At 45.7% G+C, this 18,770-nt stretch carries 12 protein-coding genes; 7 read left to right on the forward strand and 5 right to left on the reverse strand.

The features are described from left to right. The first annotated feature begins 174 nt into the window (after positions 1-174). Complete coding sequence (locus tag Q8W40_RS22205) at positions 175-603, forward strand: universal stress protein (protein WP_126606721.1); 429 nt, start codon at positions 175-177, stop codon at positions 601-603. A 14-nt stretch (positions 604-617) separates the two neighbouring features. Here Q8W40_RS22205 and Q8W40_RS22210 read toward each other — a convergent pair whose 3' ends face one another. The 4 genes from Q8W40_RS22210 to Q8W40_RS22225 form a co-directional block, all read right to left on the reverse strand. Further along, a complete protein-coding gene (locus Q8W40_RS22210; protein WP_305400324.1) occupies positions 618-2,195 on the reverse strand; it encodes an amidase in 1,578 nt (525 codons plus the stop codon). 688 nt (positions 2,196-2,883) lie between these two features. Then, complete coding sequence (locus Q8W40_RS22215) at positions 2,884-3,402, reverse strand: hypothetical protein (protein ID WP_305400325.1); 519 nt, start codon at positions 3,400-3,402, stop codon at positions 2,884-2,886. 113 nt (positions 3,403-3,515) lie between these two features. Next, positions 3,516-4,295 (reverse strand): class I SAM-dependent methyltransferase, encoded by a 780-nt coding sequence (locus Q8W40_RS22220; RefSeq protein WP_305400326.1) that lies wholly within the window; start codon positions 4,293-4,295, stop codon positions 3,516-3,518. A 100-nt stretch (positions 4,296-4,395) separates the two neighbouring features. Beyond that, positions 4,396-7,578 carry an ABC transporter substrate binding protein gene (locus Q8W40_RS22225; protein ID WP_305400327.1) on the reverse strand — a complete coding sequence of 1,061 codons (3,183 nt, stop codon included), beginning with the start codon at positions 7,576-7,578 and terminating at the stop codon, positions 4,396-4,398. Between the two features lie 131 nt (positions 7,579-7,709). On the opposite strand from Q8W40_RS22225, the gene asnC reads away from it, so the two are divergent. After that, positions 7,710-8,174 carry a transcriptional regulator AsnC gene (gene asnC, locus Q8W40_RS22230; protein ID WP_101114587.1) on the forward strand — a complete coding sequence of 155 codons (465 nt, stop codon included), beginning with the start codon at positions 7,710-7,712 and terminating at the stop codon, positions 8,172-8,174. Positions 8,175-8,222: 48 nt separating this feature from the next. Here asnC and prlC read toward each other — a convergent pair whose 3' ends face one another. Further along, positions 8,223-10,265: an oligopeptidase A gene (gene prlC / locus Q8W40_RS22235; protein WP_305400329.1), complete on the reverse strand. Its 2,043-nt coding sequence runs from the start codon at positions 10,263-10,265 to the stop codon at positions 8,223-8,225. Between the two features lie 151 nt (positions 10,266-10,416). Between prlC and Q8W40_RS22240 the strand changes: the two genes are divergently transcribed. The 5 genes from Q8W40_RS22240 to Q8W40_RS22260 all read left to right on the forward strand — a co-directional run bounded on the left by Q8W40_RS22240 (position 10,417) and on the right by Q8W40_RS22260 (position 18,755). Next, entirely contained in the window at positions 10,417-11,256 is an 840-nt protein-coding gene (locus Q8W40_RS22240; RefSeq protein WP_305400331.1) for a 23S rRNA (adenine(2030)-N(6))-methyltransferase RlmJ, read from the forward strand. A gap of 61 nt (positions 11,257-11,317) precedes the next feature. Then, positions 11,318-12,673 carry a glutathione-disulfide reductase gene (gorA, locus tag Q8W40_RS22245; RefSeq protein ID WP_126606716.1) on the forward strand — a complete coding sequence of 452 codons (1,356 nt, stop codon included), beginning with the start codon at positions 11,318-11,320 and terminating at the stop codon, positions 12,671-12,673. A gap of 241 nt (positions 12,674-12,914) precedes the next feature. Beyond that, on the forward strand, positions 12,915-13,949 hold the full coding sequence (locus Q8W40_RS22250; protein WP_305400332.1) for an FHA domain-containing protein: 1,035 nt from the start codon (positions 12,915-12,917) through the stop codon (positions 13,947-13,949). Positions 13,950-13,991: 42 nt separating this feature from the next. Then, positions 13,992-18,008 (forward strand): TOMM system kinase/cyclase fusion protein, encoded by a 4,017-nt coding sequence (locus Q8W40_RS22255; RefSeq protein ID WP_305400333.1) that lies wholly within the window; start codon positions 13,992-13,994, stop codon positions 18,006-18,008. An 18-nt stretch (positions 18,009-18,026) separates the two neighbouring features. Then, positions 18,027-18,755 (forward strand): hypothetical protein, encoded by a 729-nt coding sequence (locus Q8W40_RS22260; protein WP_305400334.1) that lies wholly within the window; start codon positions 18,027-18,029, stop codon positions 18,753-18,755. Positions 18,756-18,770: the final 15 nt, after the last annotated feature.

Here is an 18,770-nt window from a genome sequence, read left to right on the forward strand (position 1 = left end):
ACAATTAGCCCCAAAAAACCCTATCGTGAACCAAAAATCTACCTTAATTTAATATGAGTAGGTACGTATAAGATAGCAATGGGATCTCTTTGGCAAAATATTGATAGATGAAATGCTAGTCTTAAATCAGAACTGTTGAAGGGAATTGTCCTAGTACGGGCAGGAGGATAGATTATGAGCTATCAACATATATTGGTCACTGTCGACCTATCAGACGACAGTAAAATTCTGATTGAGAAAGCCGTCAAACTTGCTTCCCCTCTTGAAGCCGCTGTCTCCTTTATTCATATCGATGTGAATTATGCCGAGCTCTATACCGGGCTTATCGATATAAACCTAGCCGATACTCAACACCACAATATGGAAGCCTCCCAAAAACAGCTGCAAATATTGGCCGACCACGCTAACTATCCGATTAAGCACACCTTAGTTGGAACAGGGGATTTGAGCGGCGAGCTATGCGAAGCCATTAATGACCTTAAAATAGATTTGGTGGTATGTGGGCACCATCAAGATTTTTGGAGCAAGTTGCTTTCTTCCACTAGGCAGCTTATCAATTGCACTCCGGTCGATATGTTGGTGGTGCCACTGCAAGACAGCTGACACCACCCGAATAACTAGCTCACAAGCTTAGGTAGGAATGCGTCTTTACCTGAAAAGGCGCTTTCATAACCATGGGCTAGCTGCAACAAAGCAAAATCTTGTCGATTCTTGCCGATCATCTGAACCCCCATTGGCAACTCTTTCTCGTTAAAACCAGCTGGTACATTCACAACTGGGCATCCGGATAATGTGCCGCCAATCACCACCTCCATCCAGCGGTGATAAGTGTCCATCTCTTTTCCGTCAATGTGTTTTGGCCAATGGATGGACTTATCAAATGGGAAGACCTGCGCCGACGGCAGCACTAAGGCATCAAATTCGGTAAGAAGCTTGTCTACGACCTGGTACCATTGTGAACGCGCCTTTGATGCCTTAAACACATCTAATGCAGAAAGCTTATGGCCACCTTCAATTTCCCATATCAATTCGGGTTTCAACTGAGCACGTTTCGCTGGGTCTTGGTAAAGATCATCCATCAAACCCGACATCAGCCAATGCCGATGCGTGAGCCAAGTTTGCCACAGTGTTTCCATTGGAAAATCTACCTTGATGGCTTCAACGGTAACCCCTAATGCATCGAATGTTTTTAACGCCTTCTCACACACATCAATCACACCCGGTTCCATCGCAAGATAGCCATTAAAATCGCCTAACCAAGCGACTCGCTTCCCTTTCAATTCCGTATCCAATGAACCCGCAAATTGAGCTGGGTCATCCGACAACGACAATGGCGCACCAGAGTCATAACCAGCCATTGTAGAAAGCAACATTGCCGTATCTCGCACATTACGTCCCATTGGACCTTCATACCCTAACTGCTGAACAAATACATCTTGGTTTGGCAACGCCGGTATCCGACCTGAAGTAGGGCGAAATCCCACGACGTTATTGAATGCAGCTGGGTTTCTGAGCGATCCCATCATGTCACTACCATCAGCTACGGGTACAAAGTTCGCCGCCAATGCCGCCGCAGCCCCTCCACTACTGCCACCTGCCGTTTTATCGGGTGCATAAGCGCTAGCGGTGACGCCATAAACGGGATTGTAAGATTGGGAGCCCAAGGCAAATTCTGGGATGTTGGTTTTCCCAATAATAATGGCGCCAGCTTTTTTAATGCGCTCCACAAACAGGGCATCACTATCGGGCACCCAGTTTTTCAGTATGGGAGAACCTACTGACGTCACAATGCCTTTGGTCGCCGCTAAGTCTTTCACGGCATGCGGAAAGCCATGCATCCAACCATGGTAAATGCCTTTGGCTAACTCTGAATCTTTGGTTTTGGCTTGTGCTATCAGCTGGTCTCTATCCTGTAATGCGACAATAGCATTCAGAGCTGGATTGTACGTTTCGATATGGTTTAGATATGCGTTCATGACCTCTACGCAGGATACTTCTTTGTGCTTGATGGCATGGGAAAGCCTCAGGGCACTTTGGTTGTTGGTGATGTCATCTGCTGACAAAAATGGAAAGGCATTCGAGGGCGTTCGGCTAGAAGACGCTGCCCTTAAGGAAGGCGATGCAATGAGCGCTCCTGTTGTCATTAAACCCTTCACGACATTTCTGCGCGATATTCCATAGCTTTGTTTATCCATATTGACCTCATGTTGTCATTAGCCGGAATCAAAGGACAGCTCATTACTCTTTGAACAACGTTTCCGAATCAAGAAGAGAGCGCCCATCACATCAGACAACATAATTTTATAAAATCATCCTTCGGGATGAGATATGCTTTCCATATACGTCAATAAAATCAAACTGTAGAGCGCCATTGAGCTTTTCGTTAGAACACGGTCTCCATCCTCTGGGTGTTTTTTAGCTCTAGGGTTGTATTGGTAGGTGAAATAAACGCGGGGCTTTCTGCCAAGATGCGGATTGAATTGGAGGCACTGACCTTTCTGCCACCCCTGAATTTTAAATCTGTACTAAACCCATTGTTTGACGAATAGCTTGCCAAGCTTTTGGTAACTGGCGTACTAAGAGTGAAAAATACGTGAGTAACCTGAAATCGGGATAAGAGGTTAGCTAACCCATTAAAATAAACATTTTCTATTGAGACATTCTAATGAGAAATTTTCACTTAAGACAAGGCGAAGCCACGAACCAATAACAGGTTATTGGGAGAGGATTCAACGCAGTAATAAGTGAAAAGAGCCATTAGAAAGCAAGTTGTTATCCCGAGTTCAGGTTGAGTAAGTAAAGAGTCGAAAGCTAATGAACAGAGAATCAAAAATGGCGAGCATTGAGCTCGCCATTTTTATGTATTTTTCACGCTGCGTTGAATCAATGAATGTGCTGGTGTTGAGGTAAGCTCCCCTGTGCCGCAAGAACACCCTGATTAATTCGACTGAAGCGACGTTCTAATTTCTTGTGTTTCTTGAGTAATTTCTTTTGCTTTTTAAGTATTTTCTTCTGTTTTTTCAATATGCCTTTCAGCTTTTTCTGACCTTTCTTTTGTTTTTTCAATGCTTTTTTCGACAACGTCAATTCATTGCTTGTGGTCAGTATAGGCTGAGTTGGTTCAATCGAGATTTCAACACCATCGGCAGAAGAGGTGGCTTGATCCAAAACGCGATCAGCAGCCAGAGATTCGGCAACCAAACCACATTTGACTTGTTTCACTGAGGCATTTTCCATGCAAGATGCTGGCGGGATAGCGGCAGGTTTACACAGATTCTTTTTGTCAGAAGATGAACGCGCACAAGAACGGCAAAGATACTTAGGGGAAGACACCAAAGCATGGATTTCACCCAAACTGGCACTGATGTCACGACGATTTAGTTTGCAAAAACGCTCTGCCATTTTACTGCTCCGGCTCTAGGGTTAACTACAGAAGCAATTAACTATAAGAATCATTCTTACTTAGATATACAGATCGGAATGCGCCGAAGCAAGCGGTAATTTGCGTCGAATTGTTATGTCATTGATGCCTTTACATATACATCAAATCGATTTTTTTTGGTCTCTATTGCCATGGACGGTTTTTCGCCATCTAACCAGTCAGCGTAGTCAGGGCGTTTAACCACAACGCGTTTTGTTGCCAGTTCAAAAGCAGGCGTTAATAACCCATCAGCATCATGGTCTGCGCCGACTAACGATTGAAAGACGCGCATCTCTTTTTTCACTAACGCTGATTTCTTTTTGTTCTCTGGGTGAGGGTACATTGGGTCGAGGTAAACCACATCAGGGGCTTCAAACTCTGCGTTATTACGCAATTCATTTAACGCGTCGAGACTCGATGCATGAAGAAGAGACATTCTTTCACTCACCCAGCCACCAATTTCTGCGTCGATTTTGGCTCTTGATAAACCATCATCTAACAGTGCCGCTACCACTGGGTTTCGCTCCACCATTTGAACTTTACACCCCAGAGAAGCCAATACAAATGCATCTCGCCCTAACCCTGCGGTGCCATCCAGAATCGTCGGTGTCGCTCCTTTATTTAAACCCGCAGCTTTGGCGATTGCCTGCCCTTTACCACCACCGAATTTGCGCCTGTGACCGACGGCTCCACCCACTAAGTCGACGTAGATCGCCCCAAGCTTTATTTCATCTAACTTACGTAGCTCTAAGCGTTCATGAGTAAGCACCAAACCAAATTCAGATTTAGGATCATGAGTCAGCCCCCATTGCTCAGCAATGGCGTTGAGTTCAGATTGCCGATGAGGGGCTTCGCAGATAAGGTTCAGCTGCACGGTTGGCTCCAAGGGGAAATTTTTGCGTCAGTTTACCTGAATAACCTCAGATTCACACAATAATCACGAATGGCAATCTCAAACCGATTGGTGAATAGCGCTATTCATTTTCCGTAAGTAACGTGCGCTTTTCCTGAACGAGCTCGTCCACCAGTTCTGACAGAGGTTTGGGCATACCAATATGATAGCCCTGACCGTAATTCACACCTAATTTGCTCAAGCAAGCCATCACAGCAGACGACTCCACAAATTCAGCAACGGTGACCTTGCCCATTTGCTGAGCGAGATCGTTAATGGAGCGAACCATGACATAATCGCTCTCATTTTGGTCTATCTCTCGCACAAAAATGCCATCAATCTTCACGATATCGACAGGGAGGGTTTTTAGGTAACCAAATGAAGACAGTCCAGAACCAAAATCATCCAACGCCACCAAACAACCTAAAGATTTCAATTCGGTAAATGCTTGGCTCGCTTGCTTGATGCTATGAATCGCCGCGGTTTCGGTTATCTCTAGGCAGATTTTGTGATTAGGAAAATTGCTCTGCTGCAACGCGTCTTTCAACGTTGTCATAAAGTCTTGGTTGCCCACTGATTGACCCGAAACATTAATCGATACTCGATCGAGATGCGCGGCTTGCTCTGGGTGTTCATCCAGCCAGCTCAACGTCCTAGTGACGACAAACTTATCAACCAAATGCGCAATATTGTAACGCTCAGTCGCAGGCATGAAGACACCTGGGGAAATGTAGTCTCCATTGGAGTCCACCAGCCGAACCAATATTTCAAAGTAGCATTGGTGAGCATTCTCTTTGTCTAAACCCTGAATTTGCTGGGCAAACAACTGTAAACGCTCATTTGCAATCGCTTCATGCACTAAGTTCACGCTTTCCATCTCGCGTTCACGCTGTTTGAGCTCTTCATCGTGAAGTAAGTAAAGCTGATAGCGGTTTCTGCCTTCTTCCTTGGCGGCGTGGCACGCCGTATCTGCGTGGGCGTGCACCATCTGAGGCGAGTCCGCTGTATGGTCGATAAGACGAATGCCGATGGAACAGCTGATGTTCAACGTCAGATCATCACGAACAAATGGGTGCTGGTTCAATTGGTCAATGATCGACTGAGCAATATCGGTCGCTTCACTTTTGGTGCAATCTCGCAATAACACAGCAAACTCATCACCTCCCATGCGCGATAAAATGGCGCTATTGGGCAATATCTGTTGAATCAGTAATGCACAAAATGCAATGGCTTCGTCACCTGCTTCATGCCCTACCGTATCGTTAATCACCTTGAGCTGATCGAGATCGAGAAACAGCATGGCGTGAGTGCGAACATGCCCTTCCACTTCCACCATGGCTTTTTGCAATTGCTGCTCAAAGAAATTTCGGTTGTAAGTGCCAGTCAGTAAATCGTGTTGGGCCTGATACGCCAATTGCTGTGATAAATCGTGGGTTTCACTGATGTCTTCACCCACAATCAGTAATTGGTGAGTTTCGGTTAATGGGCGGATATTTTCTCGGACCCATATGGTGAAGCCGCTCGCAGTCGTGTATTCAATTTCGCGCCGCCAAACAGAAAGATGGTGGGGTTTGGGCTGAAGCAACACTTGTCGCGCATTCAGTTCTACCGAACCGGCATAGAAATCTTCCAATTTCCGACCCAGCATTTGCTGCGCGGAATAGCTCAACAGCTCTTGTGCGAATCGATTCACCGCTTGAATTCGGTTGTTTTCATCCAGTGTCATCATCATCACGGGTTGCTTTTCGTAGTAATGACGAAAATCGGCTTCACTGGCGAGCAATTTTTGCTCGGTCGCTTTACGCGCCGTTATGTCTTGCGCTTCCAAAAGGAAATGGCATTGCTCACCAAACTCATGAGGTAATGGCTTAATCGCAACATCCAGAACGCTTAACCCGTAATGTTGGCGAACCAGCTCTGCTTCAAATCGAACAAAGTCTTCTTGTCCTATCTGCTCAAGGTATTCTTTGAAGATTTTCTTTGACTCTTCACACCACCCGCGATATTGCCAAATGGGGCGACCATACTGCGCCCCTTTTACGTACAACAAATCTTGGAGTTTATTGTTGCTCGACACCAATTTACCAAACTGATCCACAATGCCGATGTATTGATAGCTTTGATCGAAAATCGACTCCAGCAAAACTTGGCTTTGCTTGGCTTGCTTTTCACTCTGCTTAAGGCGCTTCATGTAATAAAGCAGCGATCCAATAACCACAAGTAGAATAAAGATAGCCATCGAGAGCACTTTTATCTCGCGGGCGTACTGCACAAAATACGGTTCAGGTTTGTTCAGTATGGTATCCGCGAGCACTGCCGAATCTTTCATTCCCCACTTTTGCAAAGCCTGATAATCCAATTTTAACTGAGTGCGAATAGGACGAGGGGCAGGCATTGGCTCCCCTTCTTTCTGGTTCAAGACTTTAACAAGCAGCTCTCCGACCGCAGAGCCATTGGCAAACCCATCTTGCATAAAACCGCCGACGCTGCCCAACCCAAGACCCGCGTTGTAAGCCATATATACAGGAGCATTCGCTCGCTCATTGAGGGTTTTCCAGGACACGTCCTCAATCACGTTGCCCTGTTTATCACGAAAATAAATCCAGAATAGGATGCTGTTTTCTGCATTCAAGCCAGAGGCAACATCCAGCAGTTTATCAAATGACTCTGGAACAACACTTTCCACCAGTGATCGGTCTTCTGGGTTCTCATTCAGGTATTTGGCGATCTGAGCTCTGGCCGCCTCCCCTGTTACTGAATAATCAGTGAGTACGACAACGCGCTCCACATTCGGCTGTAACTTCTTGATCAAACGAATGTTGTTGTGAAGGTCAATATTTTCGGAAATGCCCGTGGCATTCAGGTCTTTATGAAGTTTAGGTGAATAATTGTTGATACCGCCAAAGACAACGGGCGTGTCGCCGACGTATTCATGCAGATTTTGCATCATATTGAGCGCGTTATTGTCGCTCACGATGATGGCTTTAAAAGACTCTTGTTCTAATTTGGTTTTGAACAAGTTTTCTAATTGGGCAAAATATTCTGGCGTTTGTAAGCGCTTAGAATCGAGATAGAACACGCGATTTGGAATTTGGTGTGCGTCGAGACGCTGAGCCAGACCTTCTTGAAAATTGTCCGTCCAGAAGAAGCCTTGATGGTATGAATGCACCACCAATACATTCTCGCTCGCCTGTAAGGCAAAGCTCAACATGAGCGTTAATATTACCCCAACAATCCGCACTCGGTACGCTCTCTCTATATCCATTCAATTTCAGTGAGTATATCAGATGATGACCTCAAGAGCTGTTGTGAAGCATGAGTTTGCAAGATAGGATGTAGCCAATGAATCAGAGGCTTATACCCTCCACCTATCGGGATTGCTCAAAGGAAACAAGTATGCAAACCGCCACAGCACGTCTTGATGATCTGGACCGCGAAATTCTTAAAGCGCTAATGGAAGACGCCAGAACCCCTTATGCAGAAATGGCAAAGCAGTTCAACGTCAGCCCAGCCACCATTCACGTGCGCATCGAAAAAATGAAAGCGGCGGATGTGATTGAAGGTACGGAAGTGATCGTCAATACCAAAAAACTGGGGTACGACGTCTGCTGTTTTATCGGAATCAACCTCAATGCGGCGCGCGATTACCATTCTGCTCTAGAAAAACTGAATGCTTTAGATGAAGTGGTCGAAGCCTATTACACCACGGGAGCGTACAACATTTTTGTAAAGCTGATGTGTAAATCGATCGAAGAGCTGCAATTTGTACTGATAGACAAACTTCAAGCCATCGATGAAGTTCAGTCCACAGAGACTCTGATTTCTCTACAAAACCCCATCAATAGAAACGTGAACCCATAAAAAAACCACCCGAAGGTGGTTTTTGCAAATCTAAGTCAAGCTGGGCAATTACGCCGTAATACCAGAGTGACGTAGCAAGGCATCGATTTCAGGCTCGCGACCACGGAAACGCTTAAACAATTCCATTGGCTCTTCACTGCCACCCATTTCCAGAATGTTATTCAGGAATGAACGTCCAGTATCTTCATTGAAAATACCCTCATCTTCGAAACGTGAGTACGCATCTGAAGACAACACTTCCGCCCATAAGTAGCTGTAGTAACCTGCACTGTAGCCACCCGCGAAAATATGGCTGAAGCTATGAGAGAAACGGTTCCACTCAACGCTTGGCAATACCGCGACTTTCTCTTTCACTTGCGCCAACGTTTCTAATACACGAGCACCAATGTCTGGATCGTATTCGGTGTGAAGCGTGAAATCGAACAGACCAAGCTCTAATTGGCGAAGAATAAACATCGCGGATTGGAAGTTTTTCGCTGCCAGCATTTTATCCAACATGGCTTTTGGAAGCGGTTCGCCCGTTTCGTAATGACCCGAGATAAACGCCAGCGCTTCTTCTTCCCAACACCAGTTTTCTAGGAACTGGCTTGGCAGTTCGACGGCATCCCAAGGTACACCGTTGATGCCCGATACCGCCGATACATCGATTTGCGTCAGCATGTGGTGAATACCGTGACCTGTTTCGTGGAACAAGGTAACAACTTCATCGTGAGTGAATAGTGCTGGCTTATCGCCTACTGGCTTGTTGAAGTTACACACCAAGTAAGCCACTGGGGTTTGCAATTCACCATCAGCGTTAGTACGACGCACACGACATTCGTCCATCCACGCGCCACCACGCTTGTGCTCACGAGCGTACAAGTCTAGGTAGAAACTGCCACGCAGTGTGCCATTGCTGTCGAAGATGTCGTAAAACTTCACCGACTCATGCCATACGTCTACCCCTTCACGCTCGGTCACTTTCATGCCAAACACACGATCCAATACTTCAAATAGACCAGATACCGCTTTGTCTTCAGGGAAATACGGGCGCAGCTCTTCGTCAGAGATCTGGAATAGGTGCTGCTTTTGTTTCTCGCTGTAGTAAGCGATGTCCCAAAGATTCAGCTCAGAAACGCCAAACTCTTGCTCTGCAAAATCACGCAGTTCTTGAACTTCACGCTCACCTTGTGGCTTGGCTTTCACCGCCAACTCGTTCAAAAAGCCCAGTACTTGCTGCGGGTTTTCCGCCATTTTTGTCGCCAGTGATTTTTCACTGAACGCACTAAAGCCGAGTAAACGGGCAATTTCATGACGCAGTTTCAACTGCTCTGTGATCAGTTCAGTGTTATCCCACTTGCCCGCATTGGGACCGCGATCAGAAGCGCGAGTCACGTAGGCTTCGTACAGCTCTTTACGCAGAGCTTGGTTATCACAGTAAGTCAGAACTGGCAGGTAAGAAGGGATATCCAGTGTCAGCAACCAACCATCCAGCTCTTTGGCTTCTGCTGCAGCTTTTGCTGCCGCCAATGCCGATTCGGGCATGCCAGCCAGATCTTTTTCATCAGTAACCTGCTTCGACCACCCCATGGTAGCGTCCAGCACATTGTTCGAAAACTGAGAGCTCAATTCCGACATGCGCTTGCTGATTTCACCGTAGCGATGCTGCTCGTCTGCTGGTAAGCCAATACCCGACAAATCAAAGTCACGTAGCGCATCAATGATGCTTTTCTTCTGCGCCTGAGACAAAGTACCAAATTCATCTGAAGCTTTTATTGCTTTGTACGCGTCGTACAAGCCTTTGTGTTGTCCAACCCAAGTGCCGTACTCAGACAGCAATGGAAGGCAGCTTTCATACGCTTCGCGCAACTCGTTGCTGTTCTTTACCGAGTTCAAGTGACTCACTGGAGACCAAATCTGGTTTAGTTTATCGTCCACTTCCGCTAATGGTGCACATACGCTGTTCCAGCTTGGTGCCGCATTGTTTGCGACCACTTCATCCACTTTGGCACGACACACATCAATCACTTGCTCAACGGCAGGTTTTACGTGCTCTGGCTTAATGTCGGAAAACGGGGGAAGATCAGTAAACGTCAGTAATGGGTTAGACATTTTTCATTCCTTTTATCATTTTGTCCTTTACTAAATGTAGGTCGGGACGGGATTTTTCAATAGCCAACGTCAGCAAGGCTCACACAGTGAACCCTGCCTTTGATATAATGAGCCTCTTGCGCTCGCCAATTCAAACTTGTAAGAGACTATTTTGTTAAGTTACCGTCACAGCTTCCATGCAGGCAACCATGCCGATGTACTGAAACATATTGTTCAGTCTTTAATACTGAACGCATTGAATCAAAAAGAAAAACCTTACGTGTATCACGATACGCATTCTGGTGTGGGTCGCTACGACTTAACGCACGAATGGTCCGAAAAAACGGGCGAATACAAACAAGGTATCGCTCGCTTATGGCAAGCAAACAACCTGCCGGAAGAAATACAAACTTACCTTGAAGCCGTCCAGTCTTTGAATCAGGATAGCAGTTTACGTTACTACCCTGGTTCACCTCGTGTCGCGCGTGCTCATATTCGCAAGCAAGACAGAATGGTGTTAACCGAGCTTCATCCGAGCGATCACCCTCTTTTGGAACAAGAGTTTCATCGTGATCGCCAAGTCAGCATTTACAAAGAAGACGGGTTTCAACGTTTAAAAGCAAGCTTGCCACCGAAAGAGCGACGCGGCCTTGTTTTGATTGATCCGCCTTATGAATTAGCACACGAATACCGCGATGTTGTGAATGCCGTTGCCCAATCTCATAAACGTTGGGCGACTGGTGTTTATGCGATCTGGTACCCAGTGGTGAATCGTCACGATATCGATGACATGCTCTCAGGGCTTGAAAAACTCGGAATTAGAAAGATATTACAAATAGAACTGGGCGTCTCTGCCGATACGAATGAGCGCGGCATGACCGCTTCTGGGATGATTGTGATCAACCCGCCATGGAAGCTAGAAAGCCAAATGAAAGAAATTCTTCCATATTTAAAGGAAGTAATTGCGCCAGTAACGGGTCACTTTAAGGTGGAATGGATCGTTCCAGAATAAGCTTGAACGAATCATTCAGAGCGCAACCCAATAATAAATGAAACAATAATCGGAGAAAGTCATGGCAACACATTTTGATTATATTTGCATCGGCGGCGGCAGCGGCGGCATTGCCTCTGCAAACCGTGCATCGATGTATGGTGCCAAAGTCGCGCTCATTGAAGCTCAAGATCTTGGCGGTACGTGCGTAAACGTAGGTTGCGTTCCAAAGAAAGTGATGTGGCATGGCGCTCAAGTCGCAGAAGCAATGAATCTGTATGCCGAAGACTATGGCTTCGATGTTGATGTAAAAGGGTTTAATTGGAGTAAGCTGGTTGAAAACCGTCAAGCTTACATTGGTCGAATTCATCAGTCTTACGACCGCGTATTGGGCAACAACAAAGTCAATGTGATTAAAGGCTTTGCTAAGTTTGTTGATGCGAAAACAGTAGAAGTGAACGGCGAGCATTACACCGCAGACCACATTCTGATTGCAGTAGGCGGCCGCCCGACTATCCCTAACATTCCTGGTGCTGAATACGGCATCGACTCCAATGGCTTTTTCGACCTTGAAGAGCAGCCAAAACGCGTAGCGGTTGTGGGTGCAGGCTACATTGCCGTTGAAATCGCAGGCGTACTGAACGCACTGGGCACGGAAACGCATCTGTTTGTGCGTAAAGAATCACCACTTCGCAGCTTTGACCCACTTATCGTTGAAACGCTAATGGAAGTGATGGAAGCAGAAGGTCCAACACTTCATACGAATTCAGTTCCAAAAGAAGTGGTAAAAGAAGACGATGGCAGCCTAACGCTGCATTTCGAAAGCGGTCGTAGCCAAAATGTCGATACCCTAATCTGGGCGATCGGTCGTCACCCTGCTACTGATGCTATCAACCTTGCTTCAACAGGTGTTGAAACCACCGATTACGGCTACATCAAAGTAGACGAATACCAGCAAACCAACGTTGATGGTATTTACTGTGTAGGCGACATCATGGAAGGCGGTATCGAGCTAACACCTGTAGCGGTTAAAGCGGGTCGCCAGTTGTCTGAGCGTTTGTTCAACAACAAGCCAAACGCAAAAATGGATTACAACCTCGTGCCTACCGTTGTATTCAGCCATCCACCAATTGGCACCATTGGCTTAACCGAGCAAGAAGCCATTGATCAATACGGCGAAGAGAACGTTAAAGTGTACACTTCGGGCTTCACGGCTATGTACACCGCGGTTACTCAGCATCGTCAACCTTGCAAAATGAAGCTGGTTTGTGCAGGCGATGATGAAAAAGTGGTTGGCCTACACGGTATTGGTTTCGCAGTAGACGAAATGATTCAAGGCTTCGGCGTCGCCATGAAGATGGGCGCAACCAAAGAAGACTTCGACAGCGTGGTGGCTATCCACCCAACGGGCTCGGAAGAGTTTGTTACCATGAGATAAGCTTCTTAGCTTCTGCGTTAAAGAACATTATTCATAAGGTCAGTATTTTTATACTGGCCTTATTTTTTATTCCTGATCTCTCGTTCGTGTTGATCTGTAATACCGTGAAACGGCACTCATTATTTTTGCAAATGGTTACACTACGTACTAATAACCGTTGTCATTAATAAAACTATATGCGTATTATCCTTATAAAACTGAATCGATATAAATTCATAAGATACTGTCTGGATACATACTCATGTCGATCAATCATAAAGCTCAATCATTCGATCAGAAACCATCTACATCCGATAGTGCATCAGCCTCTCCATTATCAGAAAGCGTCTATTTTCATGGGGGGATACTGAATTCATCTTCGGGTGACAGTATCTATTTAAGGCAGTATCACACGATTGGTCGTTCAAAAGATTGCCATACGCCATTATCACGAAACGATATATCTCGAATACATGCCGTCATGTTTTGGCAAGAAAACGGTTGGTACATTCAAGATAAAAGCACAAATGGTGTTTGGGTAAACCGTAAAAGAATCACGAAAGACCAAACCGTCGCTCTACAGAAAAACGATCAGATCGCTTTATCTTCAAAGGCTGGTGATACTTTCACATTGGTATCGAGCGATGAACCAAGTGATATGCTGATTAATTCCAAGTCTCTTCCTTCCATTTGCTTGAATAAGCCGTTCACCAAGCTCTCCAAACAGTTTTCCCTCTACTTTGAAAATGGGATTTGGTATCTAGAAACATTGGTTGACGACAACTGGGAAAGCACCAAAGTTTATGATGGCGACACCATTCACATTGATGGTGGAGAATACACACTTCAAACCAACCGCATAGAAGAAAAAACCTGCCAGAACCGTCCGGTGGTGCGAACCATTGAAGATTTGACGTTCCACATAAATGTTTCCAGTGATGAAGAAGAAATCCAGTTATCCATTAATGATTCTGAACACACGGCAACCATTGGCGGGCACCGTCTATACAACCAACTCTATTTGTTCCTTTGTTTGGCTAGACAATCTAATTCTGATCGCGCACTAGGGTATGAACCTGCTCATTGCGGATGGGTGAATTTGAATGAGCTCTCCAATTCACTCGGTATCGAGCCTGAAAATACCCGCATACGCCTTCATCGATTGCGTACTCGCTTAAGAGATACAGCCAGCTTTAGCGGCATAGATGCTTGCCAAATCTTACAGCTTCAAGGAGGCGAAGTTCGTTTAAATACCGCCAATATTGAGATCGTTAAAGGCGGAAAGAATGAAAGCTAACCCACAATCGCAAACTCGAAAGCCAAGCCGATATGCCCCGCTATGTTACCTAATCTAGAAATCCGGCAGGCGTTGTCTGCAAAAGGGTACGAATTAGAAAATAAAATTGGCGAAGGCGGTTTTGGCTCTGTCTATAAAGCCAAATATTTGAATACCGAACAAAGCGTTGCGATAAAGTTTCTGCAACTAGACACGGGTATCGACGAACAAAAAAGACAACGAGAAATCGCGCGCTTTGATCGCGAGAGCCAGTTTGTTAGCCAATTTAGCCACCCCAATATTGTGCGGCTTTTGGATAAGGGAAGCGTCGCGACAAGTTGTATCTATAGTGTGTTTGAATATGTGGAAGGCACACCGCTGAACGAGCACCTTCATACCTACGGTGCACTTGATGTCGAAAGCACTCGCTCCATCATGCTTCAGGTTTTAGATGCCCTTGTTCATGCACATCAATGTGGCGTTATCCATCGCGACATCAAGCCTTCAAACATCATGCTGTCTCACAATGGCGCCAAGCTTCATGCCAAATTGCTCGATTTTGGTATCAGTACGCAAGCGTTTGAAAATAGAGCATCCGGTTACCAAACGCTCACGTTAGACCAAGAAACACTGGGCACACCAACCTATTGTGCGCCGGAACAATTACGGGGAGAAGCCGTTACCTTTAGTTCGGATCTCTATATGTGGGGTTTGGTCTTCATTGAATGCCTGACGGGCTCGCCAGCCGTAAAAGGGGGAGGCATTGCCGAGACTTACCACCAACACCTAAGCGATACGCCTATTCCTGTGCCCAAGGAATTGTTGTCTCACCCTCTTGGGAGTTTGTTGCGGCAAGTTTTACAAAAACGAGTCAATGAACGAACCGTAAGCGCTGAAGAAACTTACAGCCAACTCGATAGTATGATAGTCAGCAATTTGGTCGGTCGAATTCACACCAATCTCATTCAAAGCAGCCCCATTCAAAATAGCGAGCCAAGTGAAGAGATAACCGTTGCGCTAAGGCAAGATGACTCGACACACTTGCCAGCGGTCCATGTCGATTCTTCGCACAAAAAACAGATAGCGTCACTCGCATTGCGTATTAGCGCTGTAAGCATAGAGGATAAATCGGAACACGCCGACATCATTGAGGCTGTATTCCAATCGACGCGCAATAAATGCATTGATATTGCCAAGCGATACGGTGGGTTTCACGTTGGCAACTTAAGCGATTTGTCCCTTTTCTATTTTGGCTACCCTGTTGCCAGCGACAATGACACGCGATTTGCGGCGCGTACCGCACTGGAGATCATCAGCCTAGCCAATCAGCAAGATTCTTATATTCGGCAGCAATACGGGTATCGATTCCAGTTTCACCTAGCCATTCATAGCGATCAATATTTGGTTAGAAATAATCAAGTGCCTGATGGACTCTCGAATCATATCGTCACTGACTTGGCGCGATTAGCAGAAGACAGAAGTATTCTCTGTTCTAGCGATAGCGAAACCTTACTGCAATCTTTTTATCATTTTGAAGAGACGGCCACAGCATCTGAAAACATAGCGTATGTCGCACTGAAATCTGAACGGATTCTCGAGGCATTTGGGTTCCTTCGGGGTACGCGCAACCAACGTTCCATGGTTGGTCGATCACTGGAAGTGAGCCAGCTAAACGCACTCACCACAAACCAAACAACACCTGCTATTCACCTTCAAGGAGAGGCGGGAATCGGGAAATCAAGGTTAGTTCATGAGTTTCACCAAAATCGACCCCACTTGATTTTTCAGTGCTTGCCGGAACACCAATCCAATGCTCTGTTTCCCATTTTGGCTTTTCTCAAGCACACATTGTTCAGGCATAACCGAGATAGTGGTGAGCGACTGACCGAGTTGATTAAGAAAGGGAAAGTAACAGGACAAAAAGACGAAATTGCTACGCTGCTTTTTGCTTGGTTAAGCATAGAGTCTTCTCAAAAAAAGACGCTCTCAAACATCGATCCATCCGTACACAAAGCGCTGCTATTTGAAGGTCTCAACTGTCTTCTGCAACAGTCAAATCCAGAGGCCACCCTTTATGTAGTTGAGGACACGCATTGGGCAGATCCAATGACGTTAGAGTTTATCCATTACCTCATCGCACAAAATGCTGGCACAGATAAAACATTGCTCATGACATCGCGTTCTCCACTTCAAGAATGTCTAGAGGAAGGCGACATCACTTCGATGCAATTAGCACCTCTGCAATCATCGGATACTCACCAATTCATATCTACCCTCTTTGATGGCGCGCTGGTATCTGAAGAGGTAAACCAAGTTCTTCTCACTCGGACGGATGGCGTTCCGCTTTTTATCGAAGAGCTGGTACAAATGCTAAAGAAACACGAATTAACTCACGTCATTGATGGAAAAGTCTCTTTTAAAGACACAGAAAAAACGCACCAAATCCCGCTGACACTGCGAGAGTCGATTCAAAACAAAATTGATGGGCTGACCTACGCTAAAGACACACTGCAACTCGCCGCAACACTGGGGCGAGAGTTTGATTATCAGATACTCACAGAGGTGTCTTTATTAAGTCGCCTTCAAGTCCAAAACGATCTTGAAGCGCTTCTCGAAAATCAAATCATTATTCAACAAAGGAATGTAGAAGGTGATCGATACCTTTTTAAACACGCCTTAATTCAAGAAGTGAGTTACGACACCATACCAGCACAAACCCGTCCCGATATGCACTTACAAGTTGCACGCGGCATGGCTTCATTATTCGAAAAACCAGACAGATTGGTCAGCCACCAAATTGCCCTGCACTTTAATCGAGCCGAAAAACACTTTGAGGCAAGCTGGTGGTACGAAAAAGCGGCTGAGGGCGCCTCCGCCATTTACGCCGTTGAAGATGCCATCACGTTGTACCAAGCAGCGCTGCCTCTCTGTCTCTCATGCGACGAAACTCAGGAGCAAGCTCAGCTTAAAGTCAGGATATTGGAAGGTTATGCATCCAACTTAGTGCTCGATGGGCAGCACACAGAGTCACGTGAGATTTTTGACGATTTATCCGTTATCTATCAGATCAATCGTCACCATTTAGCGCTAGCCAAAACTCAGCTAGCGCAAGGGAAAACCCACGAAGTCGTCAACGAACACCAGCAAGCATTGGACTACTACCAGAAAGCAAAGATCACACTCCAGCAACTCGAACATTCTCCAGAACCAACTCAATCGGAATGGTGGCAAACCTGGCTGGATCTGAAAAATGCCGAATTATATGTTCAGTATTGGCTAGGAAACACCGAGAACATGCACACTATCCACTCAGAGGTCGAGCCTATCGTGTTGGCGTTGTCGGACCATGAGCAGATATCGGCGCACTACAACAACTTACTTCTCTTTTACCTACGCACACAGCGATACGTTCTCGATAACAACCAATTGGAGGTAGCACAAAAAGGATTAGAAGCCGCCAAGCTGAGTGGGCATGAACCCCTTATTGCCAATGCTCTATTTAACCGTGGTTTTTGTTTGTGCCACCTTCAAGACATTGAGCCTGCTTTGGTCTATCTGGAAGAGGCATTAAAGTACGCAGAGCGCCTGCACGATAAAGTTCTTCAAACTCGGTGTTACACCTATTTAGCCGTTGCTTATCGGTTGATGGGAAATACTCAGAAAACACGCAAGTTCGCTGCCCATTCGCTGAGCTTATCCGAGAGCGCATCAATGCACGACTACGTCGCCGCGGCTCTCGCAAACCTATCATGGTGCAGCTATAGAGAAGGAGATATTAGCCTTTCCAAGACCTATATCGGTCAGTGTTTAAATATATGGAACACCCCCTCAACTCAATTCCCGTTCCTTTGGCTTTCTCACCTTCATGCAATGGCTATTTGTCTAGTCGACGACAGTGTTGCTAATGAATGCTCACCAGATATATCAATGCTAGCAACCTGCTTGTTAAACCAGCACCAAGCACAATTACCAAGAGACATTGAAAGCTGCCTCGAAGATCTCGCTCATTCCAGTAGAGATAATCGACGCACATACCTTATGGAGCTGTCCGTTCTGTCTAAATCACATCAATTTATTTAAGTAGTAAAAGGAAACACTATGTCAGATACACCAGAAAAAACCGCCATCGAGTCCATGAATGATATTTTCATATTGCGCGCTAATGGAAAAATTGCGCACCTTGAATACGAGGATTACGCCAATGAAAGCGTGATCATTGAGTCAATCACTCGAAATGCAGACAAAAGAAAGTACTTCTTTGCAAATAAAGACGGCAGCTTTCCACTCAATTTAGCTGGTCCTACCGTGACCAAAGTCATTGATTGGAATTTAGAAAATCAACCTAACTCGCACCCACAAAAAAGACCTGGGTACTTTATTGACCTCCGCCGTATCACACTGAATCGTCTAGATTTGTTAAACTTAAAGCCCGATAGCAAATTAAAGCGAGACAAGCCGCTAACAAGTGACGCGCGTGACGGTTTACAAGAAGTACCAGAAAACAGACTGTATCAATTAGGGCAAAACCCTGATGAAGACAACCTTTACATCGCATTTTATAAACACCCTGCCAAGGTGCGCTCACCTAATAATGCCTACGGCTATTGCATCAGTTACATTCCAGCAAGTGTCTTAGATGAATATGAAATTTCTGACAACAAAATTGCCAGCTTAGAAGACACTAAGTCGCTCTTAGAATTTTATTATGGGCAAACTTGTGTCCAGTCTGGCGCAATGAACCCTGACGATTTTGAAAGTAGTCAGCACCTGCAAGGTGGTTCCGCTGCGGCTTGCTATGTTGCAAACCTTAGAACATTCAAGTCCTGATTGAGTGGCTGATTC

The sequence above is a fragment of the Vibrio penaeicida genome, assembly GCF_030689305.1.
GTDB lineage: Bacteria > Pseudomonadota > Gammaproteobacteria > Enterobacterales > Vibrionaceae > Vibrio > Vibrio penaeicida_B.